Origin of the sequence: Streptomyces sp. NBC_00539 (assembly GCF_036346105.1) — a bacterium.
Lineage (GTDB): Bacteria > Actinomycetota > Actinomycetes > Streptomycetales > Streptomycetaceae > Streptomyces.
The window spans coordinates 2990086-3015694 of the sequence record NZ_CP107811.1; the positions used below are offsets into that span (position 1 = coordinate 2990086).

At 70.8% G+C, this 25609-nt stretch carries 26 protein-coding genes and 4 tRNA genes; 7 read left to right on the forward strand and 23 right to left on the reverse strand.

The window, feature by feature from the left end; all coding sequences use genetic code 11:
- Positions 1-535: 535 nt before the first annotated feature.
- The 8 genes from rplL to OG861_RS13165 form a co-directional block, all read right to left on the reverse strand.
- Complete coding sequence (gene rplL, locus OG861_RS13130) at positions 536-919, reverse strand: 50S ribosomal protein L7/L12 (RefSeq protein ID WP_329197480.1); 384 nt, start codon at positions 917-919, stop codon at positions 536-538.
- Between the two features lie 110 nt (positions 920-1029).
- On the reverse strand, positions 1030-1560 hold the full coding sequence (rplJ, locus tag OG861_RS13135; protein ID WP_214936399.1) for a 50S ribosomal protein L10: 531 nt from the start codon (positions 1558-1560) through the stop codon (positions 1030-1032).
- A gap of 276 nt (positions 1561-1836) precedes the next feature.
- Positions 1837-2721, reverse strand: a complete 885-nt coding sequence (locus OG861_RS13140; protein ID WP_329197476.1) for an LppX_LprAFG lipoprotein — start codon at positions 2719-2721, stop codon at positions 1837-1839.
- A 169-nt stretch (positions 2722-2890) separates the two neighbouring features.
- Positions 2891-3619 (reverse strand): 50S ribosomal protein L1, encoded by a 729-nt coding sequence (gene rplA / locus OG861_RS13145; RefSeq protein ID WP_030154662.1) that lies wholly within the window; start codon positions 3617-3619, stop codon positions 2891-2893.
- Positions 3620-3706: 87 nt separating this feature from the next.
- Positions 3707-4141 (reverse strand): 50S ribosomal protein L11, encoded by a 435-nt coding sequence (gene rplK, locus OG861_RS13150; RefSeq protein ID WP_136213216.1) that lies wholly within the window; start codon positions 4139-4141, stop codon positions 3707-3709.
- A gap of 165 nt (positions 4142-4306) precedes the next feature.
- Positions 4307-5254: a transcription termination/antitermination protein NusG gene (gene nusG / locus OG861_RS13155; RefSeq protein WP_329197473.1), complete on the reverse strand. Its 948-nt coding sequence runs from the start codon at positions 5252-5254 to the stop codon at positions 4307-4309.
- Positions 5255-5338: 84 nt separating this feature from the next.
- Positions 5339-5620 carry a preprotein translocase subunit SecE gene (gene secE, locus OG861_RS13160; protein WP_030298162.1) on the reverse strand — a complete coding sequence of 94 codons (282 nt, stop codon included), beginning with the start codon at positions 5618-5620 and terminating at the stop codon, positions 5339-5341.
- Between the two features lie 105 nt (positions 5621-5725).
- Positions 5726-5798, reverse strand: a tRNA-Trp gene (locus tag OG861_RS13165).
- Between the two features lie 201 nt (positions 5799-5999).
- Here OG861_RS13165 and OG861_RS13170 point away from each other — a divergent pair.
- Both OG861_RS13170 and OG861_RS13175 read left to right on the forward strand, forming a co-directional pair.
- Positions 6000-7226, forward strand: coding sequence for a pyridoxal phosphate-dependent aminotransferase (locus OG861_RS13170; RefSeq protein ID WP_329197470.1), 1227 nt, complete (start codon positions 6000-6002; stop codon positions 7224-7226).
- A gap of 218 nt (positions 7227-7444) precedes the next feature.
- Positions 7445-8464 carry an adenosine deaminase gene (locus OG861_RS13175; RefSeq protein WP_329197468.1) on the forward strand — a complete coding sequence of 340 codons (1020 nt, stop codon included), beginning with the start codon at positions 7445-7447 and terminating at the stop codon, positions 8462-8464.
- Here the strand turns inward: OG861_RS13175 and OG861_RS13180 are convergent.
- The 9 genes from OG861_RS13180 to OG861_RS13220 form a co-directional block, all read right to left on the reverse strand.
- Positions 8454-8870: a hypothetical protein gene (locus tag OG861_RS13180; RefSeq protein WP_329197466.1), complete on the reverse strand. Its 417-nt coding sequence runs from the start codon at positions 8868-8870 to the stop codon at positions 8454-8456. The genes OG861_RS13175 and OG861_RS13180 overlap by 11 nt on opposite strands.
- Positions 8871-8885: 15 nt before the next feature.
- Positions 8886-9941, reverse strand: coding sequence for a UDP-N-acetylmuramate dehydrogenase (locus OG861_RS13185; protein WP_329197464.1), 1056 nt, complete (start codon positions 9939-9941; stop codon positions 8886-8888).
- Between the two features lie 72 nt (positions 9942-10013).
- Positions 10014-11459, reverse strand: coding sequence for an MFS transporter (locus OG861_RS13190; protein ID WP_329197463.1), 1446 nt, complete (start codon positions 11457-11459; stop codon positions 10014-10016).
- 74 nt (positions 11460-11533) lie between these two features.
- Positions 11534-12094 carry a TetR/AcrR family transcriptional regulator gene (locus tag OG861_RS13195; RefSeq protein ID WP_329197461.1) on the reverse strand — a complete coding sequence of 187 codons (561 nt, stop codon included), beginning with the start codon at positions 12092-12094 and terminating at the stop codon, positions 11534-11536.
- A 626-nt stretch (positions 12095-12720) separates the two neighbouring features.
- Entirely contained in the window at positions 12721-13149 is a 429-nt protein-coding gene (locus OG861_RS13200; protein ID WP_329197459.1) for a MaoC family dehydratase, read from the reverse strand.
- Position 13150: 1 nt separating this feature from the next.
- A complete protein-coding gene (locus OG861_RS13205) occupies positions 13151-13603 on the reverse strand; it encodes a MaoC family dehydratase N-terminal domain-containing protein (protein ID WP_329197457.1) in 453 nt (150 codons plus the stop codon).
- A 170-nt stretch (positions 13604-13773) separates the two neighbouring features.
- Positions 13774-13938, reverse strand: a complete 165-nt coding sequence (gene rpmG / locus OG861_RS13210) for a 50S ribosomal protein L33 (RefSeq protein ID WP_003956487.1) — start codon at positions 13936-13938, stop codon at positions 13774-13776.
- 89 nt (positions 13939-14027) lie between these two features.
- A tRNA-Met gene (locus OG861_RS13215) sits at positions 14028-14100 on the reverse strand.
- A 47-nt stretch (positions 14101-14147) separates the two neighbouring features.
- Positions 14148-14220: transfer RNA gene (locus OG861_RS13220), tRNA-Thr, on the reverse strand.
- A 404-nt stretch (positions 14221-14624) separates the two neighbouring features.
- Between OG861_RS13220 and OG861_RS13225 the strand changes: the two genes are divergently transcribed.
- Both OG861_RS13225 and OG861_RS13230 read left to right on the forward strand, forming a co-directional pair.
- Positions 14625-15974: an amidohydrolase family protein gene (locus OG861_RS13225; protein WP_329197455.1), complete on the forward strand. Its 1350-nt coding sequence runs from the start codon at positions 14625-14627 to the stop codon at positions 15972-15974.
- Between the two features lie 75 nt (positions 15975-16049).
- Positions 16050-16706, forward strand: a complete 657-nt coding sequence (locus tag OG861_RS13230; protein ID WP_329197453.1) for an SDR family oxidoreductase — start codon at positions 16050-16052, stop codon at positions 16704-16706.
- A gap of 117 nt (positions 16707-16823) precedes the next feature.
- Here the strand turns inward: OG861_RS13230 and OG861_RS13235 are convergent, their stop codons facing one another.
- Complete coding sequence (locus OG861_RS13235) at positions 16824-17264, reverse strand: DUF3574 domain-containing protein (RefSeq protein WP_329197452.1); 441 nt, start codon at positions 17262-17264, stop codon at positions 16824-16826.
- Positions 17265-17367: 103 nt separating this feature from the next.
- Here OG861_RS13235 and OG861_RS13240 point away from each other — a divergent pair, with 103 nt between their 5' ends.
- On the forward strand, positions 17368-17877 hold the full coding sequence (locus OG861_RS13240) for a hypothetical protein (protein WP_329197450.1): 510 nt from the start codon (positions 17368-17370) through the stop codon (positions 17875-17877).
- A 111-nt stretch (positions 17878-17988) separates the two neighbouring features.
- Here the strand turns inward: OG861_RS13240 and OG861_RS13245 are convergent.
- Positions 17989-18070 (reverse strand) — tRNA-Tyr (locus tag OG861_RS13245).
- Between the two features lie 200 nt (positions 18071-18270).
- Here OG861_RS13245 and OG861_RS13250 point away from each other — a divergent pair.
- Entirely contained in the window at positions 18271-18759 is a 489-nt protein-coding gene (locus tag OG861_RS13250; RefSeq protein ID WP_329197449.1) for a YajQ family cyclic di-GMP-binding protein, read from the forward strand.
- Positions 18760-19063: 304 nt separating this feature from the next.
- Positions 19064-20506, forward strand: coding sequence for a SulP family inorganic anion transporter (locus tag OG861_RS13255; RefSeq protein ID WP_329197447.1), 1443 nt, complete (start codon positions 19064-19066; stop codon positions 20504-20506).
- Between the two features lie 409 nt (positions 20507-20915).
- Here OG861_RS13255 and OG861_RS13260 read toward each other — a convergent pair whose 3' ends face one another.
- The 4 genes from OG861_RS13260 to OG861_RS13275 all read right to left on the reverse strand — a co-directional run bounded on the left by OG861_RS13260 (position 20916) and on the right by OG861_RS13275 (position 25578).
- On the reverse strand, positions 20916-21308 hold the full coding sequence (locus tag OG861_RS13260; RefSeq protein WP_329197446.1) for a YccF domain-containing protein: 393 nt from the start codon (positions 21306-21308) through the stop codon (positions 20916-20918).
- A complete protein-coding gene (htpX, locus tag OG861_RS13265) occupies positions 21305-22168 on the reverse strand; it encodes a zinc metalloprotease HtpX (protein WP_329197444.1) in 864 nt (287 codons plus the stop codon). Before htpX ends, OG861_RS13260 begins: the two co-directional genes overlap by 4 nt.
- A gap of 315 nt (positions 22169-22483) precedes the next feature.
- Complete coding sequence (locus OG861_RS13270) at positions 22484-24028, reverse strand: NADH-quinone oxidoreductase subunit N (RefSeq protein ID WP_329197442.1); 1545 nt, start codon at positions 24026-24028, stop codon at positions 22484-22486.
- The gene (locus OG861_RS13275; protein ID WP_329202376.1) at positions 24025-25578 is read right to left on the reverse strand and encodes a complex I subunit 4 family protein; all 1554 of its coding nucleotides are present in this window, start codon (positions 25576-25578) and stop codon (positions 24025-24027) included. Before OG861_RS13275 ends, OG861_RS13270 begins: the two co-directional genes overlap by 4 nt.
- Positions 25579-25609 lie beyond the last annotated feature (31 nt).

A 25609-nucleotide genomic window follows, 5' to 3' on the forward strand; every position in this document is an offset into this window, starting at 1 on the left:
CAATCTGGTCCAAAAGACCAGGTCAGGGCGGATCAGTCAGGTGTGCTCGAGCGTGGGCATGCCCCTGGCGACGGGCAGGGGGCAGCTAACAGGCAGCGCAAAGGGTCAGTGTAGCCACTTGGCTCACTGATGTCCAGACCAGGTTTCCGGAAACCGGCAACAGGCCTTCCCCACTCGATCCACCAACACCGTGTTCGTCGAACACCGCGTCCTACTCTGCCGCGCTCTGACACAGAGCGCGTATCAGTACTGCCCTCTTCGTAGTCGATCCATGCCTCGGATCGCCGATCCGTACCCTCGGGTCCCGGAGCGGTGCGGGCAGGTCTCCCACGACCGGTCTGAGAATTGCGCGCCGCCGCCCGTTCGTCAAGGCCCCCTGCTCCGAGCGGATCACCGGCGGACCGGCCCCGAGACAACGAAGATCACCCTACTCCCCAACGAGAGCAGGGCAAATCAGGCACTCCGGGTACGCCAAAGGGCGACCACCCTTACGGGTGACCGCCCTTTGAAGAGGCCTCAGAGGGCCTCAGAGGTGTTACTTGACCTCGACGCCGGCACCGGCGGCCTTGAGGGCCTCGGCGGCCTTGTCAGCGGCCTCCTTGTTGACCTTCTCGAGGACCGGCTTCGGGGTGCCGTCCACGAGGTCCTTGGCCTCCTTGAGACCCAGGGAGGTCAGCTCGCGCACGACCTTGATGACCTGGATCTTCTTGTCGCCGGCACCGGTGAGGATGACGTCGAACTCGTCCTTCTCCTCCTCGGCCTCGACAACGGCGCCCGGGCCGGCCGGACCGGCAACGGCGACGGCCGCGGCGGCGGTGACGTCGAACTTCTCCTCGAAGGCCTTCACGAACTCGGAGAGCTCGATGAGGGTCATCTCCTCGAACTGGGCGAGGAGGTCGTCCTGAGAGAGCTTCGCCATGATGGGCGATCCTTCCACTAATTCGGCAGGTGCCGGATGTATATAGAGGCGGGCGTAACGGCCCGCTACGACCCACGCACTAGGCGGCGTGGATCAGTGCGCGAGCCGAATTACTCGGCACCGCCCTGCTCGGCGAGCTTGACGCGAAGCGCTTCCGCGGTGCGGACGAACTTCGACGGCAGCGCCTGGAAGAGCGAGGCAGCCTGGGACTGCTTGCCCTTGAACGCGCCGGCCAGCTTGCTGAGCAGAACCTCGCGGGACTCGAGGTCCGCAAGCTTCTTGATCTCATCAGCGGTGAGCGCCTTACCATCAAGGACACCCGCCTTGATGATGAGGTTCGGGTTGTCCTTGGCGAAGTCACGCAGGCTCTTCGCCGACTCCACCGGGTCACCGGTGATGAAGGCGACCGCGGTCGGACCAGCGAAGTGCTCGTCCAGCGCGGTGATCCCGGCCTGGTTGGCCGCAATCTTGGTCAGCGTGTTCTTCACCACGGCGTACTGGGCGTTCTCACCGAGAGAGCGACGCAGCGTCTTGAGCTGCGCGACGGTGAGACCCCGGTACTCGGTCAGCACGGCGGCGTTCGAGCTCTGGAACGCGTCCGTGAGCTCGGCTACCGCGGCAGCCTTGTTGGGCGTCGGCATAGTGCGTCGGCCTCCTTCCGGGTGATGAGGACCGCTCAGAAGGGGCTACATACAAAACGCCCCGGCGCAGGCGCCAGGGCGTAGCTCAACCGGATCGTGAAATCCGGGAACTTTCCTCAGTCACCTACGCGGGTCGTCCGCATCCAGCGGATCCTTCGGCCGCCGCACCCTTGCGGGCACGGCAACGACCAGCGGTCTTTGGCTTCTGGGGAACTGTACGTGAAGCACGCGACCCGAGGCAAATCGCCCTCGGGCCCGCCTCCCGGTCCCCGGGGCTCAGCCCTGGGCGCCGCCGTCCTTCATCATCTCGGCGAGGTCCACGACCTGGTCGGCCGGGGGCGCCACGATCTCGACGGGCTTGTTGTAGTCGGTGAACTTGATCGTGACGTCCATAGGCCCCTTGGCGGTCTGGCCCTGGGTGCGCACCTGCTTGGTGTGGTGGGTGCCGTCGATCCACATGTCCACCACGAGGCTCTGCACGCCCTGGGCCTCGAGCTGCTTGACGGACTTGTCCTGGCGCTCCTTGGCCTCGGGCGAGCCCGCGGCCGCCGCGGCCTTCATCTGGTCCAGGCTGACCGTTCCGGACAGGTGCGTGGTCTTCTGCCCGTCGATGGTCTCTTCGCCGACCATCTTGAGGTCCTTGGCGCCCTGGAGCTGGCCCGCCCGGTCGCCCGGGTTCTCGCCGCTCTGGCCGGCCTTGCCGAGGGCGTCCAGCTGGGCCGCCGCGTCCGGGTTCGCGCTCTTGAGGTCGAGCTTGAGGAACTTGCCCTCGCTGCCGATGTACATCACGCCGCCGATGAGGCGCAGGTCGACGGTCCCGCCCTCGGCCTCCGGGGAGGCCATCTTCATCGACATGCCCACTTCGGGCTTCATGCGCATGGCCACGTCACCCGAGACCGGCTGGCCGGCCACGCTGCCGGACATGGTGTAGCGCAACGAGGTGATCTCCTCGGAGCCCTTCCTCACCTGCTCCAGGTAGGCGGCCGGCTCCACCTGCACCGGCTTCTGCGCGCCGGGAGCACCGGACGCGCCGGCAGCGCTCTTCGAGGGAGCGGCGGCGCCGTCCTTCTTGCCGCCGTCGCAGGCGGTGGCCCCGCCGGCGAGCAGCACGGCCGCGGCCACGGCCACGACGGTCTTCTTGCGGTACGCGTTCACGCTCATGGAAATCCCCACCCCTGTCTCTGCTGATCAGCAGGCACATTACTGGTGGGTCATGACGACGGTCGAACGGGTATGCGCGAACGGGCCCCCCGCTCCCCGTGAGGGGAGCGAGGGGCCCGTTCAGCCACTCGGTGAGCCGTGACGCGCGTCAGGCTCGGCCCGGTCGGACTCAGACGGCGGCCGGGTCTTCCTCGACGAGGAGGTTCCGGGTGCGGTTGGAGTCCAGCTGGATGCCGGGGCCCATCGTAGTGCTGAGGGCGGCCTTCTTGACGTAGCGGCCCTTGGCGGCGGACGGCTTGAGACGAAGGATCTCGTCCAGCGCGGCGCCGTAGTTCTCGACCAGCTGCTCATCGGTGAAGGAGACCTTGCCGATGATGAAGTGCAGGTTCGAGTGCTTGTCGACGCGGAACTCGATCTTGCCACCCTTGATCTCGGTGACAGCCTTGGCGACGTCCATCGTGACGGTGCCGGTCTTCGGGTTCGGCATCAGGCCACGGGGACCGAGCACGCGGCCGAGGCGGCCGACCTTGCCCATGAGGTCCGGCGTGGCGACAACGGCGTCGAACTCGTTCAGGCGGTTGCCCTTGGCGATCTCGTTGATCAGCTCGTCGTCGCCGACGATGTCGGCGCCGGCGGCTTCCGCGGCCGCAGCACGGTCACCGGTCGCGAAGACCAGGACCCGGGCGGTCTTACCGGTGCCGTGCGGGAGGTTCACGGTGCCGCGGACCATCTGGTCGGCCTTGCGCGGGTCGACACCCAGGCGGAAGGCGACCTCGACGGTGGCGTCGAACTTGGTCGTGGAGGTCTCCTTGGCGAGACGGACGGCCTCGAGCGGGGCGTACAGCTTCTCCCGGTCGACCTTGGCGTCCGCAGCGCGGAGAGTCTTGCTGCGCTTCACTTCTGCTCCTGTGTTTCGGATTCAGGCATGGAGTCGTGGTGCGGGCCAGCGCTTGGCCCTACCACTGGTGGTGCTGGGGTGGCTGAATCAGCCTTCGACCGTGATGCCCATGGAACGGGCGGTGCCGGCGATGATCTTCTCGGCGGCGTCGAGGTCGTTGGCGTTCAGGTCGGGAAGCTTGATCGTGGCGATCTCGCGGACCTGGTCACGCGTGAGCTTCGCGACCTTGGTCTTGTGCGGCTCGCCCGAGCCCTTCTCGATGCCCGCGCTCTTCAGGATGAGGCGCGCGGCCGGCGGAGTCTTGGTGATGAAGGTGAAGGAGCGGTCCTCGTAGACCGTGATCTCCACCGGCACGACCATGCCACGCTGCGACTCGGTCGCGGCGTTGTAGGCCTTGCAGAACTCCATGATGTTGACGCCGTGCTGACCGAGCGCGGGGCCGACCGGCGGAGCCGGGTTGGCCGCACCGGCCTTGATCTGGAGCTTGATAAGCCCCGTGACCTTCTTCTTCTTGGGAGGCATTGCTCTCTCCGGGTCCTAGTGAGAGTTTTTCGCCGCCAATCCGGTCATCCGGATGGAGGCATACCGCACCACGATAACGGGTATCGGTGCGGGGCTGAAAACCGAGCAGGTCAGACCGCCCCTTACGGGACGTTCTGACCTGTTCGGAAGCGTGGATTCAGAAGATCAGTTCTTCTGGATCTGGTCGAAGCTCAGCTCGACCGGGGTCTCGCGACCGAAGATCTCGACGAGGCCCTTGACCTTCTTCGAGTCCGGGTTGATCTCGTTGATCGTCGCCTGGAGCGTCGCGAACGGGCCGTCGGTGACGGTGACCGAGTCGCCGACCTCGAAGTCGAGGACCTCGATCTGGCGCTTGACGGCGGGCGCGGGCAGGCCGGCCTCTTCCGCGGCGGCCTTGGCGGCCTTCTCCTGCGCCTCCGGGGCGAGCATCTTGACGATCTCGTCCAGGGTCAGCGGGTACGGGTCGTAGGCGTTGCCGACGAAGCCGGTGACGCCCGGGGTGTTGCGGACGACGCCCCAGGACTCGTTCGTCAGATCCATGCGGACGAGAACGTAACCGGGCAGCTTGTTCTGCCGGACGTTCTTGCGCTCGCCGTTCTTGATCTGGACGATCTCTTCCTCGGGCACCTCGGCCTGGTAGATGAACTCCTCGACGTTCAGCGAGACGGCGCGCTGCTCCAGGTTGGCCTTCACGCGCTTCTCGTAGCCCGCGTAGGTGTGGATCACGTACCACTCGCCGGGCAGCAGGCGGAGTTCGTTGCGCAGCGCCTCGATGGGGTCGACCGGCTCGGCGGGCTCTTCGGCCTCGGCCTCGGCGGCGTCCTCCACGGCGTCGGCGTCGGCGGCGTCATCAGCAGCGGACTCGTCGTCGGACCCGGCCTCGGCGGCGTCGGCGGCCGCAGCGTCATCGGCGTCGGCTTCGTCGGAGGCCTCGTCGGCGGAGACCTCGTCGTCGGACTCGACGTGCAGGGCGGATTCCTCGGCAGCGGCACCCGCTTCGGCGTCGGCGGCCTCGGCCTCATCGAGGTCCGCGTCCGCCGCCTCGACGATGTCGAGCTCGTCCTCGACGGACTCGACGGAGTCGTGGCTCGCGTTCAGGTTCGGGTCAGACACGGTGGCTGCTTCTTCCTGGATACAAAAGGTGGTCGAACATGCGAAAACGGGCGGCACCCATCAAGGCGCCGCCCTCCGCGGGGATCAGCCGAAGACGAACTTGATGGCTTCCTGGAACCCATAGTCAATCACGGTCACCAGACCGATCATGATGACGACGAAGACAATCACCACAGTGGTGTACGTCGTGAGCTGGTTGCGAGTCGGCCAGACGACCTTGCGGAGTTCCGCGACGATCTGGCGGTAGAAGAGCGCGAGCCGGCCCAGAGGACCCTTCTTGCCGCGCTTGCCGCCCTTGCGGGCCTTCTTCTCGCGGGTGTCGTCCTCGGCGTCAGGCATGTCGATGGAGCCCAGGGCGTCCGTCACGTCTCTCACCTGAATCCGGGTCGTGGCCGTAGCCGCGCCCGGTTGCGCCGCACGGCGTTGCATCGAAGTACGTACCTGCGCACACGTCCGAGAAGGAGTGTGGAGCAGGGCCGGAGGGACTCGAACCCCCAACCGCTGGTTTTGGAGACCAGTGCTCTACCAATTGAGCTACGACCCTTTGCGTTCCTCAACCTACCGCATCCGGGCGGGTGCACGGAGTGCTCACGCTCTGGGGCGGCTGGTGAGGACCAACGACAGGTGAGTGTACGTGGTCTGGGCCCTGACGTCGAACAGAAGCCGCCGGGGGCGATGCGGATCTTCTCCGTCCGGTAGCTGAAACGGTGTGCGGCGCCGGTTTGCCGTCTGGGACGATTGCCGCATGACCTCTGCAACGCCTTCCTCCGAGCGCCGGGTGTCCGCCCGTATCGGCGCAATCTCCGAGTCCGCCACCCTCGCCGTGGACGCCAAGGCCAAGGCCCTCAAGGCCGCCGGGCGCCCGGTGATCGGCTTCGGCGCGGGCGAGCCCGACTTCCCGACCCCGGACTACATCGTCGAGGCCGCGGTCGAGGCCTGCCGCAACCCGAAGTACCACCGCTACACGCCGGCCGGCGGCCTGCCCGAGCTCAAGACCGCGATCGCGGCCAAGACGCTCCGCGACTCCGGCTACGAGGTCGACGCGTCCGAGGTCCTGGTGACCAACGGCGGCAAGCAGGCCATCTACGAGGCGTTCGCCGCGATCCTCGACCCGGGCGACGAGGTCATCGTCCCGGCCCCGTACTGGACGACGTACCCCGAGTCGATCCGCCTCGCGGGCGGTGTCCCGGTGGAGGTCGTCGCCGACGAGACCACCGGTTACCGGGTCTCCGTCGAGCAGCTGGAAGCCGCGCGCACCGAGCGCACCAAGGTCGTCCTGTTCGTCTCCCCCTCGAACCCGACCGGCGCCGTGTACAGCGAGGACGACGCGCGCGCCATCGGCGAGTGGGCGGCCGAGCACGGCCTGTGGGTGCTGACCGACGAGATCTACGAGCACCTCGTCTACGGCGACGCGAAGTTCACCTCGCTCCCGGTGCTGGTCCCGGCCCTGCGCGACAAGTGCATCGTCGTGAACGGCGTCGCCAAGACGTACGCGATGACCGGCTGGCGCGTGGGCTGGGTCATCGCGCCGAAGGACGTCATCAAGGCCGCGACCAACCTGCAGTCGCACGCCACCTCCAACGTCTCCAACGTGGCGCAGGTCGCGGCGCTGGCCGCCGTCTCGGGCAACCTGGACGCGGTCGCGGAGATGCGGAAGGCGTTCGACCGCCGCCGCCAGACCATGGTCAAGATGCTGAACGAGATCGACGGCGTCTTCTGCCCGACCCCCGAGGGCGCGTTCTACGCGTACCCGTCGGTCAAGGAGCTCCTCGGCAAGGAGATCCGCGGCAAGCGCCCGCAGTCCTCGGTCGAGCTGGCGGCCCTGATCCTGGACGAGGCCGAGGTCGCGGTCGTCCCGGGCGAGGCCTTCGGCACCCCGGGTTACCTGCGCCTGTCCTACGCGCTGGGTGACGAGGACCTGGTGGAGGGCGTGTCCCGCATCCAGAACCTCCTGGCGGAGGCCAAGGCCTGAGCCTTTGGCGGTCCCCATGGACCCACCCCTGAGCGGCGCCTCCCACCCGGGAGGCGCCGCTCAGCTGTTTCCCGGCGCCCGGAGCCGTTCCCAGCCCCGCCGGCGCTCGAGGCACGGGACCGGGCGGAGCCCGGAAACCGGCCGCGCGCGCGTTCGAGCAAGCCCCCGATCAGGAAAACCCCCTCCCGCCGAGCGCAGCGGTACGGCAGGATCACCGGATGGAGCACGTACGCGATCTCACGCTTCTGCCGAAAGCCCACCTGCACCTGCACTTCACGGGTTCGATGCGGCCGACCACCCTGCTGGAGCTCGCCGACAAGTACGGCGTGCGCCTGCCCGACGCCCTGACCGCCGGCGCGCCGCCCAAGCTGCGGGCCACCGACGAGCGCGGCTGGTTCCGTTTCCAGCGGCTCTACGACGCCGCCCGCTCCTGCCTCCGCGAGCCCGACGACATCCGGCGCCTGGTCCGCGAGGCCGCCGAGGAGGACGTCCGGGACGGCGCGGGCTGGCTGGAGATCCAGGTGGACCCCACCTCCTACGCCCCCCTGCTGGGCGGCATGATCCCGGCCGTCGAGATCATCCTCGACGCGGTCGACGCCGCCTCCCGCGACACCGGCCTCGGGATGCGCGTCATCATCGCCGCCAACCGCATGAAACACCCCCTCGACGCCCGCACCCTGGCCCGTCTCGCCGTCCGCTACGCCGACCGCGGTGTCGTCGGGTTCGGGTTGTCCAACGACGAGCGCCGGGGCATGGCCCGCGACTTCGACCGGGCCTTCGCCATCGCCCGTGAGGGCGGCCTGCTCGCGGCCCCGCACGGCGGCGAGCTGACCGGCCCGTCCTCCGTGCGGGACTGTCTCGACGACCTGCACGCCGCGCGCGTCGGGCACGGCGTCCGGGCCGCCGAGGACCCCCGGCTGCTCAAGCGGCTCGCGGACCGGCAGGTCACCTGCGAGGTCTGCCCCGCCTCCAACGTGGCCCTCGGGGTGTACGAACGGCCCGAGGACGTGCCGCTGCGCACGCTCTTCGAGGCGGGGGTGCCGATGGCGCTGGGCGCGGACGACCCGCTGCTGTTCGGGTCCCGCCTGGCGGCCCAGTACGAGATCGCGCGCCGCCACCACGCCTTCACGGACGAGGAACTGGCGGAGCTGGCGCGGCAGTCGGTGCGCGGTTCCGCGGCGCCGAAGGAGGTGCAGGCCAAGTTGCTGGACGGGATCGACCACTGGCTCACCGGGTGAGCCGCAGGTCCCCTTCGTAGCAGTCGGCCCGCACCCGGACCCCGTCGGCGAAGCCGATCTCCAGGAGGGTGCGGCCGGTCTCGGGCGCGGCGTACTCGGCGACGGTGGCGACGGTCTCGCCGAGGTGGCGCAGGAAGGGGTGGTCGCCGAGGTCCTCACCGACCTCGATGCGGCCCCACTCGCCCATGTCGTACGGCTGGTGCGGGGTCTCGGACTCCACGATGAGGCACTGGTCGGAGCCGGTGGTGATGCGGGTGGACTCGCCCTCGCTGTCGAGGAGCCAGACGTCGAGCGGGGCCTCGGAGCGTTCGCCCTCGTAGACGTGCCAGGACGCGACGACCGCCTTGATCTCGCGGCCCACCAGCCGCGTGGGGTCCGTACCGGCCCCGTGCAGGGGACAACGCATGGCGGCCGGTACCCCTCAGATGCTGACGCCGACCGTCACCGGTTCGTTGACCAGGGTGACGCCGAAGGCCTCGTGGACGCCCGCGACGACCTCGCGGGCCAGGGCGAGGAGGTCCTCGGTGGTGGCCTCGCCCCGGTTGGTGAGGGCGAGGGTGTGCTTGGTGGAGATGCGCGCGGGGCCGGTGCCGTAGCCCTTGGTGAAGCCGGCCTTGTCGATCAGCCAGGCGGCGCTGGTCTTCGTACGGCCCTCGCCGGCGGGGTAGGCGGGCGGGCTGGTGTCGGCGCCGAGGCGGTCCTGGACGCGGGCGAGGAAGGCGGCGTAGGCCTCGTCGGTCAGGATCGGGTTGTGGAAGAAGGAGCCGGCGGACCAGGTGTCGTGGTCGGCGGGGTCGAGGACCATGCCCTTGCCGGCGCGCAGGCGCAGGACGGTCTCGCGGGCGACGGCGGCCGGGACCCGGTCGCCGGCCTCGACGCCGAGGGCGCGGGCGGTCTCGGGGTACTTGATGGGGGCGGAGAGCCCGCCGGCGTCTTCCAGGGCGAAGCGGACGCGCAGGACGACGTAGCGGTCGGGCTGGTCCTTGAAGGTGCTGTTGCGGTACCGGAAGTCACACTCGGCGGCGCTGAGGGTGACCGTTTCGCCGGTGGTGCGGTCGTACGCGACGACCTCCGTGATGGTGTCGCAGACCTCCTGGCCGTACGCCCCCACGTTCTGGATCGGCGTGGCGCCGGCGGAGCCGGGGATCCCGGCGAGGCACTCGATCCCGGCGAGGCCGGCGTCGACGGTGCGGGCGACCGCGTCGCTCCAGTTCTCTCCCGCGGCGAGCTCCAGCCGGGTGCCGTCGAGGTGGAAGCCGGTGGTGGCGATGCGCAGGGCGGTGCCGTCGAAGCCCTTGTCGCCGATGACGAGGTTGCTGCCGCCGCCGATGACGAGCAGCGGGGTGCCGGCGGCGTCCGCGGCGCGGACCGCGTCGACGACCTCGGCGTCGGTGGTCGCGGTGACCAGCCGGGCGGCGGGGCCGCCGAGCCGGAAGGTGGTCAGCGGGGCGAGGGGGGCGTCGTGGAGTTCCTGCACGGGGACAAGAGTACGGTCCGTGCCCCTCGCATCCTCGCGGGGCACGGACCGTGGCTCGGCGGTCGTTTCGGCTCAGCTCGCGGCAGGCACCTTCCGGCCCGCGATCCGGTCGGCCGGGACCACGGCGGACGGGGTCTTCGCCTTGCGCGGCAGCAGCATGGCCAGCGCGGCGGCGAGCGCCACGGCCCCGGCGCCTATCCACAGCGCCGGGACGGTGCCGTCGGTGAAGGCCTGCGGGGTCTCGTAACCGCCCTGCGCGGAGAACACGGAGGCCAGGACGGCGACCCCGAGGGCGCCGCCGACCTCGCGCAGGGCGTTGTTGGTGCCGGAGGCCTTGCCCTGGTCGGCGGGGGCGACGGTGGACATCAGCGCGTTGGAGGCGGGGGCGAAGTACAGCGCCATGCCGATGCCGCTGAGGACGAGGGCGGGCAACTGGGCCGCGTAGGAGACGTCCGCGCTCAGGATCACCGCGAACCAGGCGAGCCCGACGGCCTGGAAGGCGAGCCCGACGGTGACCACGGGCCGGCTGCCGATCCGGTCGGACAGGATCCCGGCGATCGGCGCGACGATCATCGGCATTCCGGTCCAAGGGAGCATGCGCAACCCCGCCTCGGTGGGCGAGTAGCCGGCGACGCCCTGGAGGAACTGGCTGAGCAGGAATATCGACCCGAACATGCCGAGGAACATCAGGAGGCCGGCGAGGTTGATCCCGAGGAAGCCGCGGTTGCGGAAGAGGCGCATCGGGAGCATGGCGTGCGGGTTGCCGGAGCCGTGCCGGATGAAGCCTCCGACGAGCGCCGCGCCGACGATCAGGCCGGTCAGCACGGGAGCGCTGGTCCAGCCCTCGGCGTTGGCGTTGACCAGGGCGTAGACGATCCCGAAGAGGCCACCGCTGATGAGGAGGGTGCCGGGGACGTCGAGCCGGGCGCCGGGGGCGGTGGACTCGGCGAGGCGCAGGCGGGCGAGCGGGATCAGGGCCACGCCTATCGGGACGTTGATCCAGAAGATCCACTGCCAGGAGACGTGCTCGGTGAGGCTGCCGCCGATGAGGGGCCCGCTGGCGACGGCGAGGCCGGTGACGGCCCCGTAGATGCCGAGGGCCATGCCCCGGCGTGCGGCCGGGACCGCGGCGGTGAGCAGGGTGAGGGTGAGCGGCATCATGACGGCGGCGCCGACGCCCTGGACGGCGCGGGCGGCGATGAGCTGGTCGATGCCGGGCGAGAGGGCGGCCGCGGCGGAGGCGGCGGTGAACACCGAGAGCCCGCCGATGAAGAGCCGGCGGCGGCCGAAGCGGTCGCCGAGGGCGGAGCCGAACATGAGGAGGACGGCGAAGGTGAGCGTGTAGGCGTTCACCGTCCACTCCAGGTCTTCGAGCTTCCCGCCGAGGTCCGCGCGGATGGCGGGCAGGGCGGTGGTGACGACGAGGTTGTCGAGGGCGGCCATGAAGCTGGCGGCCCCGGTGAGGACGAGGGCCCAGACGGCGGAGCGGCCGAGCGCGGGTGGTGCCTGTTCGTTCATTTCTCCCCCTGATTAGTTATCACTGACTAAGTTCGCTGCCCAGCCGGATCCCCGGCCCGGCCGCTGCCCGACGCCTACGAGGTCCGGCCCTTGCCCGCGGGGTAGCACCCTTCCCAGACCCGGTGGCCGGGCGGGAAGCCGAGGGCGACGAGGGTGTTGATGAGCATCCCGTGCGCCATGAAGCCGGTGGTCTCGTCGACGTCGGCCCCGAGCGCGAGGTGGACGGTGTCCCACAGCTTCATCCAGCCGGCCCGCACCATCTCCCCGAACTCCGTCTCGCCGGCGGCCTCGGCGGCGGCGACGGTGAGGCTCGCCTGGAGCTGCATCTGCAGCTTGTCGGGGTGCTCGGCGATCAGCTTGAGGTAGGCGTCACCCATGGCGAGGTGCGCCTCCTCGCTGGTGCGGCCCTCGGCGGCCTCTTCGAAGACGAGCCGGATGTCTTCGGTGCAGCGGGCGACGGCGGCGACGAAGATGGCCTGCTTGTTCGGGAAGAGCCGGAACAGGTACGGCTGCGAGACGCCGACGCGCTTGGCGATCGTCTCGGTGGACGTCCCGTAGTAACCGCCGCGGGCGAACTCGTGCATCGCCGCGCGGATGACGCTCTCGCGCCGCTCTTCTGCGCTCATCCTTGCCATGCCGTTAAGTTAGTGCTCAATCACTAACTTGTCCAGGCCCACCCCGAGCGGGATTCGCCGCCCGAGCACCCCCGGCCGCGCAGCTGGGCGCAGCCGGCCTCTGCCCAGCCGGTGGGCGTGTTCGACGCCAGACGAGCTCAGCTGTGTAGCGAGTCGTTGGCGGCTTATGTCCGGCCCATGTCGGGCTGCGGACGCCGTGCCGGGGGGAGCGCGTAGCGATCTGTCGCGCGGGTGGGTGGTCCCCCTCGCTGCGCTCGGGGCTTCCTGGGGCTCCGCCCCAGGCCCCGCGCCTCAATCGCCGGCGGGGCTGAATTTGCCGACCGGCGTCGAGCGCTTGAAGGGGCTTCGCGTCGCTGAGACCGGGTCATCGGAACATGACCCCCCGGCCGTTTCCTTGGGGGCTTCCCGGCAGTCTTTGGCGTTTTGGGGCGGGACGGGCAGTCAAGGGTGGCCGCAGGCCATCGCGGAGCGACGCGAGCGCAGCGAGCGCCCTTGACGGACCGGACCGACACGAAAGGACAGTGGACTGACGGGACGCCCCCAACACCCCCTGATACCGCCCAAGGGGAGCTCCGCCACCGCAGCCCCCGCACCCCGCCACCCACACCCCGCAGGGAAAACGCCCCCTACCCCAGCTGGACCACCGCGCGGGACATCCCCAGGACCTTCTGGCCCGCGCTCATGGCCGTCAGGTCCACCCGGACCCGGTTGTCGTCCAGCTTGGCGGCGACCTTCGCGGTGACCTCGATCAGCGCGCCCCGCTCGTCGTTCGGGACGATGACCGGCTTCGTGAACCGCACCCCGTACTCGACGACCGCACCCGGGTCGCCCACCCAGTCGGTCACCACCCGGATCGCCTCGGCCATGGTGAACATGCCGTGCGCGATCACGTCCGGCAGCCCGACCTCCTTGGCGAACTTCTCGTTCCAGTGGATCGGGTTGAAGTCCCCCGAAGCACCGGCGTACTGCACGAGCGTGGCGCGCGTCACGGGGAAGGCCGCCGCGGGCAGCTCGGTGCCGACCTCGACATCGGCGTACTGGATCTGCGCGGTCATCTCAGGCCTCCTCAGGGGCGCGGGACACGAGCTTGGTCCACGCCGTCACCACGTGCTCGCCGGATTCGTCGTGCACTTCACCACGGATGTCGATGATGTCGTTGCCCGCCATCGACTTCACGGCCTCGATCGTGGACGTCACCGACAGCCGGTCACCCGCCCGCACCGGCCGCACGTACACGAACTTCTGGTCGCCGTGAACGACGCGGCTGTAGTCCAGGCCGAGCTGCGGATCCTCGACCACCTGGCCCGCGGCCTTGAACGTGATGGCGAACACAAAAGTCGGCGGCGCGATCACATCCGGGTGACCGAACGCCTTGGCGGCCTCGGGATCGAGGTACACCGGATTTTCGTCACCGAGCGCAACCGCGAATTCGCGGATCTTCTCCCGGCCGACCTCGTACGGATCGGTGGGCGGGTAGCTCCGCCCCACGAAGGTCTGGTCGAGGGCCATGGCTCACTACCTCCAGTTGAGGGACACGATCGTCAGTCATCAAGTACCGGGCCCCGGGAATCGGGCACCGAGCATCGGGGCGCGGGCCGCGGGCCGGAAACGACACGAGGCCGCCCCCAATGAATGGGGACGACCTCATGACGGTGCCTGTGTTCGAGACTCGCTAAGGCTTAGCGGGTCTCGCGGTGCGCGGTGTGCGAGTTGCAGCGCGGGCAGTGCTTCTTCATCTCAAGACGGTCCGGGTTGTTACGCCGGTTCTTCTTGGTGATGTAGTTCCGCTCCTTGCACTCCACGCAGGCCAGCGTGATCTTCGGGCGGACGTCGGTGGCAGCCACGTGAGTGCTCCTTGACGGACAATTGGGACGGATGAACGCATACAAGAGTAGCCGACCGGGAGACCGACCCCGCAATCGGCTACTGTGTGTAGCGGCGACCGGACTTGAACCGGTGACACAGCGATTATGAGCCGCTTGCTCTACCGACTGAGCTACGCCGCTTTGATGTGATCGACTCCCCACCGAGGGTGGGGAACCTCTCTCACCAGAGCCCCAATGCGGAATCGAACCGCAGACCTTCTCCTTACCATGGAGACGCTCTACCGACTGAGCTATTGGGGCGAGCGATGAAGACATTACACGGTTGCCCGCCGATCGCCCAAATCCTTTGGGGCGCCCGGGCTCCGGGCCGCTCCGCCCGCGATTCCCGGCCGGCGCACGAGCCACGTCCGACCCGTTTTCCCCACCGATTCGCGGAGTTTGTGGCGGACGTCACGCACCCGCACGAGCCGACCGGGCCGCGGACCCGTGCCCACGCCGCCGCCCCGCACCACAACGCCCCGCCACACCCCCACCCCCCAACGCGCCGCGCCACTCCGCGCCACCACACCGGTACGACTATTTCCCTCCTCCACAAACCGGACACCCCCGCGCCCTAGGCTCTGAACACGCTGCGTGATCTTGGGTCGCAGGCCACCGGCCACCGGCCCTGGCCCAGGAACCGCCCGAGCCACCGCAGGAGCGCGATGTCCGACAGCCAGCCGCAGCAGCCCTCCCCTCCCCCGCGCGGCGGCCGGGGTGACGGCGGCGGGTACGGCCCCCCGGCGGCCGGCCCCGCCGGGGGGCCGGCCGCCGGGGGCGCCGAAGCCACCACGCTGCTCCTGGCCGGGGCACGCCTCACCGACGGCCGCACCGTCGACGTCCGGCTCGGCGGCGGCCGCATCCAGGAGGTGGCTACCGCCGGCGCCCTCCCCTCCCGCGCCCCGGCCTCCCGCGCCCTGACCCCCCGCGCCCCGGCCCCCCGCGTCGACCTCACCGGCTACCTCCTGCTCCCCGCCCCCGCCGAACCGCACGCCCACGGGGACACCGCCCTGACCGCCGACGGCGAGGGCCCCGTCTCGTACGGCACCGACGAGGTCCAGCGCCGGGCCACCGAGTCCGCCCTGCTCCAGCTGGGCCACGGCGCCACCGCCGTGCGGTCCCACGTACGGATCGGCGACGCCCACGGACTCGCCCCCATGGAGGCCGTGCTGCAGGCCCGGCGCTCCCTGCGCGGCCTCGCCGACCTGACGACGGTCGCCGTCCCGAGGCTGCTCACCGGGATCGCCGGGGCGGACGGGCGGGCCATGCTGCGCGACGCCGTCAAGATGGGCGCCTCGGTGATCGGCGGCTGCCCGGACCTGGACCCCGACCCGGCCGGCTACCTCGAAGCCGTCCTCGAACTGGCCGACGAGCAGGGCTGCCCCGTCGACCTGCACACGGACGGTGACGACCCCGCCCGCCTCACCCGGCTCGCGACGATGGCCCGCGGCCTGCGTCCCGGTGTGACCATCGGCCCCTGCGGCGGCATGTCGCGGCTCCCGCTCGACGTGGCGGGCCGGGCCGCCGACGAGCTGGCCACGGCCGGAGTCAGGGTGACCTGCCTCCCGCAGGGCGACTGCGCCGCCCTGGAGCGCCGGGGCCTGCGCACCGCGCCCGTACGCCTCCTGCGCTCCGCCGGGGTCAGGGTCGCGGCGGGCAGCGGAGCACTGCGGGACGCGGGCAACCCCGTGGGACGCGGCGACCCGCTCGAAGCCGCGTACCTGCTGGCCTCCCAGGGCGGTCTGCGTCCGGCGGAGGCGTACGAGTCGGTCAGCGCCGCCGCCCGGGACGCGATGGGCCTTCCGGAAGTCCGGGTGGAATCCGGTTTCCCGGCGGAGCTGCTCGCCGTACGCGGTGACCGCATCGCGGGGGTGCTGTCCCTGGCGTACAGCCGGATCGTGATCCACCGCGGCCGGGTGGTAGCCCGTACGAGTGCCGTACGGGAGTACTGCGACTCGGCGGTCGCGGTGGCCCTGGACCTGCCCCGGCAGGGGCGTACGGAGCCGGGCCCCTGACCCGTACCGAACCGGCACCGGCCGTTCGCCGCCCGTTCGCGGGCGGGCGGGCCCGGCTCGTCGTACGGTCGGGGCATGCGCATCGTCATCGCAGGTGGACACGGTCAGATCGCGCTGCGGCTGGAGCGGCTGCTCTCCGCGCGCGGGTACGAGGTCGCGGGCATCATCCGCGACCCGGAGCAGGGCGACGACCTGCGGGAGGCGGGCGCCGAACCGGTGCTGTGCGATCTGGAGTCGGCCACGGTGGAGCACGTGGCGGGGATCCTCCAGGGCGCCGACGCGGCGGTGTTCGCCGCCGGCGCCGGGCCGGGCAGCGGCATCGAACGCAAGGACACGGTGGACCGTGCGGCCGCGGTGCTGTTCGCGGACGCGGCCGAACGCGCGCGCGTACGCCGCTTCCTGATGGTCTCCTCGATGGGCGCGGACGCCCGTCACGAGGGCGAGGAGGTGTTCGACTACTACCTCCGCGCCAAGGGGGAGGCCGACGACCACCTCCGTACGCGCCTGGGCCTGGAGTGGACGGTGCTGCGCCCCGGTGCGCTGACCGACGACGACGGTACGGGGCTGGTGCGCCTGGAGGCGCACACGGGGCCCGGGGCGATCCCGCGTGACGATGTGGCGGCGGTGCTGGCGGAGCTGGTGGAGACCCCGGCGACGGCCGGCCTGACGCTGGAGGTCGTCTCGGGATCCACCCCGGTCGCGGTGGCCGTCAAGGACGTGGCGGGCAACTGACCGTACCCGCCCGCCCGGGCCCGCACGCGCCGGGACCGCATGCCCCGGACCTGGACGCCCCGGGCCCGCACGCGCCGGGACCGCACGCCCCGGGCCGGAATCCGCCCCCGGCCGCCGTCAGAACTCCGCCGTCACCTCGTCGTCGGAGCGGCCGACGGAGTCCTGTTCGTACTGCCGCTCGTACGCCTGGCGGATCCGCTCGATGCGCACGCTGCGGTCGTCGGCCTCCCGCTCCGGGTAGAGCAGCACCACCTCGTACGACGTCTCGTGGACGATCGTCCCGTCCTTGCCGCGCCACTGGCCGTGTGCGTCCTGGACGGTGAGCCCCTCGGGGAAGGCGGGGGTCACCTCGCGGTCGATGAAGTGGTTGAACTCCGCCTCGGTGACCGGGCTCTGACCGCCGGGCCGCGCGGTGCCGAAGTAGAGCCGGGTCTCCTGGTAGGAGTGCCCGACATGGGGGTGCAGGGCCGCCCCGAGCAGGGCCGGGAGCCCCGCGCCCAGCAGGGCGATGAGGACTCCGCCGCCGACCTTGCCACGTGTATTCGATGTCCAGTTCACGCCCCGTGAACGACGGGACGCGTTGATCGTTGCGCCCGGGGCGCCCGATAGGGTCACTGCGGTTCGGCTGCAGGGGGCGGTCGCGTGGGGTACCGGGGTGGGCATGGGCGACGGCGAGTGGCGCGTGGGCGAGGCGCAGGGCGGCCGGCTCGCCGCCCGGTGGTGGAAGTGGGCCCTCTCGGCGCCGCAGGACCAGAGCCCGGTCGCCGATACGACGGGGCGCAACGCCGGGTGGCGCCAGCCCGACGACCTCTGGTTCCTCGCGGGCACGTACGGCGGCCGGGTGGTGCGGCGGTGCAGCGTCCCGGCGGCCCGTCCGCTGTTCTTCCCGGTGCTGAACACCCAGCGCAGGGCGGTGCCGTTCGTGACCAAGCCGTGGGCGCTCTCCGTGGCGCGCGCGTCGGCGGCGCTGAACAGCACTCCGCTGACGGTGCGCGAGTACAGCTCCAGGACCTTCCACGCGGGGGGCACTCCGCGGGTGGCCTGGGGGCTGTGGTGCGGCCTCACCCCGCTGCCGCCGGGCCAGTTCGTGCTGGAGATCGACGCTGCCACGACGAACGGCTTCCGCGTCGACACGACGTACCACCTGACGGTGACGCAGCCGGGGAAGTAGCCGCCGTCGGCCGCTCGGCGGGGCGCTTGCACCGCGCCGCTCCTCGCTCGCGGACATGCGAAGAGACCCCCGCCCCCTACGTTTCCGTAGAAGGCGAGGGTCTCACTCGCGTGGCGGCGCCAGGGTTCGAACCTGGGTAGGCTGAGCCGGCAGATTTACAGTCTGCTCCCTTTGGCCACTCGGGCACACCGCCATGGGATGTTGCCGTTTTTCCGCCTTGCGGCGGCGCTCCGTGGCAACGACGTAAACAATACCCGATGCCCGGGGGTGCTTCGCCACCGGATTGATCAGCACCGCACGGGGGCGCGGTGGCTAGGCTTTGCGGAGCGGTCCGGGGATGTCCGGCCGCGGCCCCACGGGGCACAGCCAGCCGATTTCAAGGAGCCACAGCACATGGCCGACTCCAGTTTCGACATCGTCTCGAAGGTCGAGCGGCAGGAGGTCGACAACGCCCTCAACCAGGCCGCCAAGGAGCTTTCGCAGCGCTACGACTTCAAGGGCACGGGCGCCTCGATCGCCTGGTCCGGCGAGAAGATCCTCATGGAGGCGAACTCCGAGGAGCGCGTGAAGGCCATCCTCGACGTCTTCGAGACCAAGCTGGTCAAGCGTGGAATCTCGCTCAAGGCGCTGGACGCCGGCGAGCCGCAGCTGTCCGGCAAGGAGTACAAGATCTTCGCGACGATCGAGGAGGGCATCTCCCAGGAGAACGCCAAGAAGGTCGCGAAGATCATCCGGGACGAGGGGCCCAAGGGCGTCAAGGCGCAGGTCCAGGGCGAGGAACTGCGCGTCAGCTCCAAGAGCCGCGACGACCTCCAGACCGTCCAGGCGCTCCTCAAGGGCAAGGACCTGGACTTCGCGATCCAGTTCGTGAACTACCGCTGATCCGGGTCCGCGAGCCGCGCATGCGCTTCTAGCGAGCCGGCAGGGCACAACGGGGGCACACCGCCGAAGGCCGAGGACCGCCTCGACGGCTGCCCGCGTTGTGCCCTCGCCGTTTCTCCGCCCCGTTTCCCCGCGCGGTGTCCCCCGCACGGTGTCCCCCCGTACCCGGGGGCGGGGCTCTCGGGTGGGGTGCGCCGGGCGTGAGCGGCGCGTGCTCCGCCAGGGCTCCCGGTGGTCACTAGGCACCGGCTCGTGCGCCCGTCACGCTGAGTGCCATTCGTCACCGCGTGACAGGGGGACTCGCATGCCCGGGACCGGCACGTTCCGCGAAGACTTCGGGGCGTCCGTGGTCGTCGCGCTCGTCGCGCTGCCCCTCTGTGTGGGGGTGGCCGTCGCTTCCGGCGTGCCGGCCGAGCTGGGCATGGTCACCGGGGTCGTCGGCGGGCTGCTGACCGGCTGGTTCCGCGGGAGCTCGCTCCAGGTCAGCGGGCCGGCGGCGGGGCTGACCGTCCTCGTCTACGAGGCGGTGCAGGCGTACGGTCTGCCCGCGCTCGGGGCGCTGGTGGCTGCTGCCGGGGTGATGCAGCTGGGCATGGGGCTGCTGCGGTTCGGGCGGTGGTTCCGGGCGATCTCGGTCGCCGTGGTGCACGGGATGCTGGCCGGGATCGGCCTCGTGCTGATCGCCGGGCAGCTCTACGCCCTGGGCGGCGTACGGGCCCCGGCGAAGACCCTCGACAAGCTGGCGGGGACCGCCGCGTTGGGCTCGCAGGGCGACTGGGTGGCCGTGGCGCTCGGGGTCGGGACCATCGGCGTTCTCGTGGCGTGGCGCCGGCTGCCGGCCCGGCTGCGGCTCGTACCCGGGGCGCTGGTCGGGGTGGCCGCGGCCACCGCGACGGCCGCGCTGTTCGGGCTGCCGGTCGAACGGGTACGGGTGACGGGCGTACTGGACGCGGTGTCGCTGCCCCGCTGGGAAGACGCCGGGGCGCTGGCTTCCGTCGGGGCGTTCGGGACCGTGGTGGCGCTCGCGCTGATCGCCTCCGCGGAGACCCTGTTCAGTGCGGCGGCGGTGGACCGGATGCATGACGGGCCCCGCACCGACTACGACCGGGAACTGGTGGCCCAAGGCGTGGGCAACCTGACGTGTGGGCTGCTCGGGGCGCTGCCGATGACGGCCGTGATCGTACGCAGCGCCACCAACGTGGAGGCCGGGGCGCGGACCCGGGCGTCCAGGGTCCTGCACGGTGGCTGGCTCCTGCTGTTCTGCGTGGCCTTCCCCCGGGCGCTGGAGGCGGTACCGCTGGCCGCGCTCGCCGGGGTGCTGCTGCACGCGGGGTGGAAGCTGCTCCGGGTCAAGGTGCTCGCCGCCCTGTGGCGGACCCACCGGGGCGAGGCGGTGGTCCTGGTGGCGACGGCCGGCGCGATCGTGGCCACCAACCTCTTCGAGGGCGTGCTGGTCGGGCTGGGCCTGGCGGTGGCCAAGGCGGCGTGGGAGACCTCCCAGCTGCACATCGAGGAGGTCTGGGAGGCGGAAGGGGACGTGCTGTGCGTGCGGATGGTCGGGACCGCCAGCTTCCTGCGGCTGCCCAAGCTGCTGGACTCCCTGGACGGTCTGCCGCCGGGCCAGCCGGTGCGGCTCGACCGCAGTGGCCTGCGGCATCTGGACCACGCCTGTCTGACCGCCCTCGACGGATGGGAGAGGCAGCGCCCGCCGCTCCCGCCGCTCCCGCGGCCCCGGAACGTCAGCTAACGGCCGGACGCGGGGCGGTCACATACGGGAGCTCTCACTGGATCGCGATCGCGAACATCTGCGCGTGGGCTCTGTATTCAGGCGTCAAGGAGCGGGCCGCGGCAGCGGCAAGGGAGTGGGGACGGCGATCCATGCCGCGCGGGGGCGGGGCGGGCACACCGGTTGAGGGCCGATCAGGTCAGGGCGCGCCGGGGCGGAGGGCGCGGCCGGACGCGGCCTGCCGGGCGGCCGGCGCGGGACCGGGTACCGGTTTCCGGCAAGGCCGTTGAGGACCCTGCGTACGCCCGGGCGGAGTTGGGTCGTCGGTGTGGAAGTTGCTGCGGCAACTTCTGTGCTTCGTCCATGCATTCATCGTGCACCACCCCACTGACAAGCGCCCCGGCCTGTGGATAACCACGAGGCGAAGCCGCTACCGGGAGGCGAAGGGGGCGTCCGTCGGGACGATCTCGCGGCCCAGCGGGAGCAGGGAGAGCGGGACCATCTTGAAGTTGGCGATGCCGAACGGGATGCCGATGATCGTGACGCACAGGGCGAGGCCCGTGACGATGTGGCTGATGGCCAGCCACCAGCCGGCCAGGACGAGCCACAGCACGTTGCCGACGCATGAGGCGGCGCCGGCGTCGCGGCGCTCGACGGTGGTGTAGCCGAAGGGCCACAGGGCGTACAGCGCGATGCGGAAGGCGGCGATCCCGAAGGGAATGCCGATGATGGTGACGCAGAGGATCAGGCCCGCGAGGCAGTAGCCCAGGAACAGCCACACGCCGCTGAGTACGAGCCAAATGACGTTCAGAACGGTCTTCACTGGGTCCGGCCTGCCATCTGTTCGAGCCGGGCGATGCGCTCGGCCATCGGGGGGTGCGTGGAGAACATCTTGGACAGTCCCTGGCCGGGACGGAAGGGGTTGGCGATCATCATGTGGCTCGCCGTCTCCAGTCGGGGCTCGGGCGGCAGCGGAAGCTGCCTGGTGCCCGCGTCGAGCTTGCGCAGGGCGCTGGCCAGCGCCAACGGGTCTCCGGTCAGCTGGGCGCCGGAGGCGTCCGCCTCGTATTCGCGCGAGCGGCTGATCGCGAGCTGGATCACGGATGCGGCCAGCGGGCCCAGGATCATGACCAGCAGCATGCCGAGGATGCCGGGCCCCTCCTCGTCGTCGGAGCGCCCGACCGGGATCAGCCAGGCGAAGTTCACCAGGAACATGATCACGGAGGCGAGGGCCCCGGCGACCGAGGAGATGAGGATGTCCCGGTTGTAGACGTGGCTCAGCTCGTGGCCGATGACGCCGCGCAGCTCGCGCTCGTCGAGGATGCGCAGGATGCCCTCGGTGCAGCACACGGCGGCGTTGCGCGGGTTGCGGCCGGTGGCGAAGGCGTTGGGGGCTTCGGTGGGCGAGATGTAGAGCCGGGGCATCGGCTGGCGCGCGGAGGTGGAGAGCTCGCGCACCATGCGGTAGAGGGCGGGGGCCTCGAACTCGCTGACGGGACGGGCGCGCATCGCGCGTAGAGCCAGCTTGTCGCTGTTCCAGTACGCGTACGCGTTCGTCCCGAGCGCGATGAGGACGGCGACGATCAGGCCGGTCCGTCCGAAGAAGCTTCCGATGACGATGATGAGTGCCGACAGCCCGCCGAGGAGTACGGCGGTCTTCAGCCCGTTGTGCCGGCGGTGCACGGTACGCCCTCCAAATGGTGCGGCAGGGGGAACCCGTCCGGGATCTGTGGAACAAAGGGTCTTCCGGTCCAGTGGACCCTCCCTTCCTGGTCAACGCGAGGTGAACGCGCCAGGTTCCCGGGCCGCGCCCCGGCGGACCGCCCCGGCGGGCGGGCAGGCCGGGGCGGCATGCGGCGTTGCTCCGTACGGGTTGCCGCACGAGCGCGGGCCGCGCGGGATCACACGTGCGGCCCGCGCGGGCCACCACGAGGCGGGCCGGCGCGGGCCACTGCCGCACCGGGCGGGCGGGGCGACCGGCGGGATGGGCGGCCCCGGCTACTGCGGGAACAGACTGCCCGACGCGAAGCGCAGCACCAGCTGCGGCGCCCCCGAGAGGATCAGGGCGGTGACCCCGGTGAGCAGGATCGCGACGGTGACGGGCCAGGGCGCCGGGGCGGTGGTGCGCGCCTGGTCCGCGGCGGCGGGGCGGAAGAGCAGGGCCGTCCAGCGCAGGTAGTAGTACAGGGCGATGACCACATTGACGGCCATGACCACGGCCAGCCACCCCAGACCCGCGTCGATCGCGGCCCGGAAGACGGTGACCTTGGCGAACAGGCCGATGATGCCCGGCGGCAGGCCGGCCAGGCAGAGCAGGAAGAAGGCCAGCGTCAGGGCGGCGAGCGGGCGCTCGGCGTACAGCCCGCGGTAGTCGTCGATCCGGTGCAGCGGCTTCGTACGGGCCGCCAGCGCGGCCACGGCGAAGGCGCCGAGGTTCACGGCGCCGTACATGAGCGCGTAGGCGACGGTGGAGCCGATCTGGTCGCGCTCGGCGTACGCGGCGGCGGCGATCGGCACGAGCAGGTAGCCGGCCTGTCCGACCGAGGACCAGGCGAGCAGCCGTACGGCGCTGTTCGCGCGGTCGGCGGACTGGCGCAGGGCGGCGACGTTGCCGACGGTCATGGTGAGGGCGGCGAGGACGGCGAGCGCCGGGCCCCAGATGTCGGAGTACGCCGGGAAAGCGATCACGGTGACCAGGATCAGGCCGGTGAAGCCGACGGCCTTGCCGATGACCGAGAGGTAGCCGGCGATGGGCAGGGGCGCGCCGACGTAGGTGTCGGGGACCCAGAAGTGGAAGGGGACGGCGGCCGTTTTGAAGGCGAAGCCGACGAGGGTGAGGGCGACGCCCGCCATGGCGAGGGTGGTGAGCTGCGCGGGGACGTCTTCGAGGCGGTCGGCGACCTGGGTGAGGTGCAGGGAGCCGGTGACGGCGTAGACGAAGCTGACGCCGAGCAGCGACACGGCCGTGGCGGTGACGGAGGACAGGAAGAACTTGAGGGCGGCCTCGGAGGAGAGCCGGTCGCCGCGGCGCATGCCGACGAGGGCGAAGGCGGGCAGCGAGGCGACTTCGAGGGCGACGATGAGGGTGGCGAGGTCGCGGGCGGCGGGCAGCAGGGCCGCGCCGGCGGCGGAGGAGAGCAGCAGGAACCAGTATTCGCCCGCGGGCATGCGCATCTCGTCGACGGCGGTCAGCGACAGCAGGGCCGTGACGAGGGCGCCGGCCAGGACGAGGAACTGGATGACGAGCGTGAAGTGGTCGGCGGTGTAACTGCACGCGCCGACATCGCCGGCGAGGCAGAAGGTGGCGCGGTCGCCGGCGCGCAGCGGCAGCAGGGTGGCGGTCGCGGCGGCGAGTCCGGCGACGGAGAGCCAGCCGAGGAGCGGCTTGTGCCTCTGCGCTGTGAACAGGTCGGCGACGAGTACGACCAGGGCGACGGCGGCGGGGATCACGACGGGGGCGATCGCGAGCCAGTCGACGGACTGGACGAGGCTGGGCGCGGCCGGGCCGGGGGCCGTGGCGGCCGCGACGGACAGGACCGTCATGAGTTGCCTCCTGCGAGGAGCTTCTGGACGGCCGGGTCGGTGAGGCCGAGGAGGACGGCGGGCCACAGGCCGGCGAGGACGGTGAGGGCGACGAGCGGGGTCCAGGCGGCGAATTCGTAGTGCTGGACGTCGGCCAGGGAGAGCTCGGGGCCTTCCTTCGGGTCGCCCATGCACACCCGCCGTACGACGATCAGAAGGTATGCGGCGGTGAGCAGCGTGCCGAAGGCGCCGACGGCCATGTACGTCAGGAAGGCCGGACGGGACAGGCCCGCGGCCGGGTCGAACGCGCCGAACAAGGCCAGCATCTCGCCCCAGAAACCGGCCAGGCCGGGCAGGCCGAGGGAGGCGACGGCGGCGAAGGCGAGCAGCGCGCCGAGGCGGGGGGCGCGGCCGTACAGGGCGGCACCGGTGGCTCCGGCGAGGGTGTCGAGGTCGGCGGTGCCGTAGCGGTCCTTGAGCGCGCCGACCAGGAAGAAGAGCAGGCCGGTGATCAGGCCGTGGGCGATGTTGGCGAAGAGCGCGCCGTTGACGCCGGTGGGGGTCATGGACGCGATGCCGAGGAGCACGAAGCCCATGTGGCCGACGGAGGAGTACGCGATGAGGCGCTTGAGGTCGCCCTTGTTGCCCTTGCGGGTCAGCGCGAGGCAGGCGAGGGACCCGTAGACGATGCCGATGGCGGCGAACGCCCCGAGGTAGGGGGCGAAGGTGTGCATGCCGTCGGGGGTGACCGGGAGCAGGATGCGTACGAACCCGTACGTGCCCATCTTGAGCAGTACGCCCGCGAGGAGGACGGAGCCGACGGTGGGCGCTGCGGTGTGGGCGTCCGGCAGCCAGCTGTGCAGCGGCCACATCGGGGTCTTCACGGCGAGGCCGATGCCGATGGCGAGCACGGCCAGCAGCTGGGTGGTGTGGGTCAGTCCGCGGCCGTTGTCAGAGGCGAGTGCCACCATGTCGAACGTGCCGCTGTTCAGTCCGATCAGCAGCAGACCGAGCAGCATGACCACGGATCCGAGGAGGGTGTAGAGGATGAACTTCCAGGCGGCTGCCTGCCGCTGAGCACCGCCCCAGCGGGCGATGAGGAAGTACATGGGGATGAGGACCATCTCGAAGGCGAGGAAGAACAGCAGCAGGTCGAGGACGGCGAAGGTCGCGAGGGTGCCGGACTCCAGGACGAGGAGCAGTGCGACGAAGGCCTTCGGGGAAGGGCCGTCGGGGAGCTTGAAGTAGCTGTAGAGCGCGCACAGGAAGAACAGCAGCGCGGTCATCAGGAGGAGGGGGAGCGAGATGCCGTCGACGCCGAGGTGGATCCGGATGTTCAGCGCCTGGATCCAGCTGATGTCCGTCGTCGCCTGGAAGCGGGACGGGGTGTCGTGGTCGAAGCCCGCGGCGAGGGCGATCGCCGCGGCGAGGATCACGCCGGTGACGGTCACGCCGTGGCGCAGCACGGCCTGTTCGGGGCTCTTCCCCCTGAGCCCGGGCGGGGCGGGCAGCAGGGCCGCGACGGCGCCGAGGAGCGGTGCGGCCACGATGAACGCCAGAAGGAACTGCATCACGGACGGGCTGATATCAATCACGGCTGGC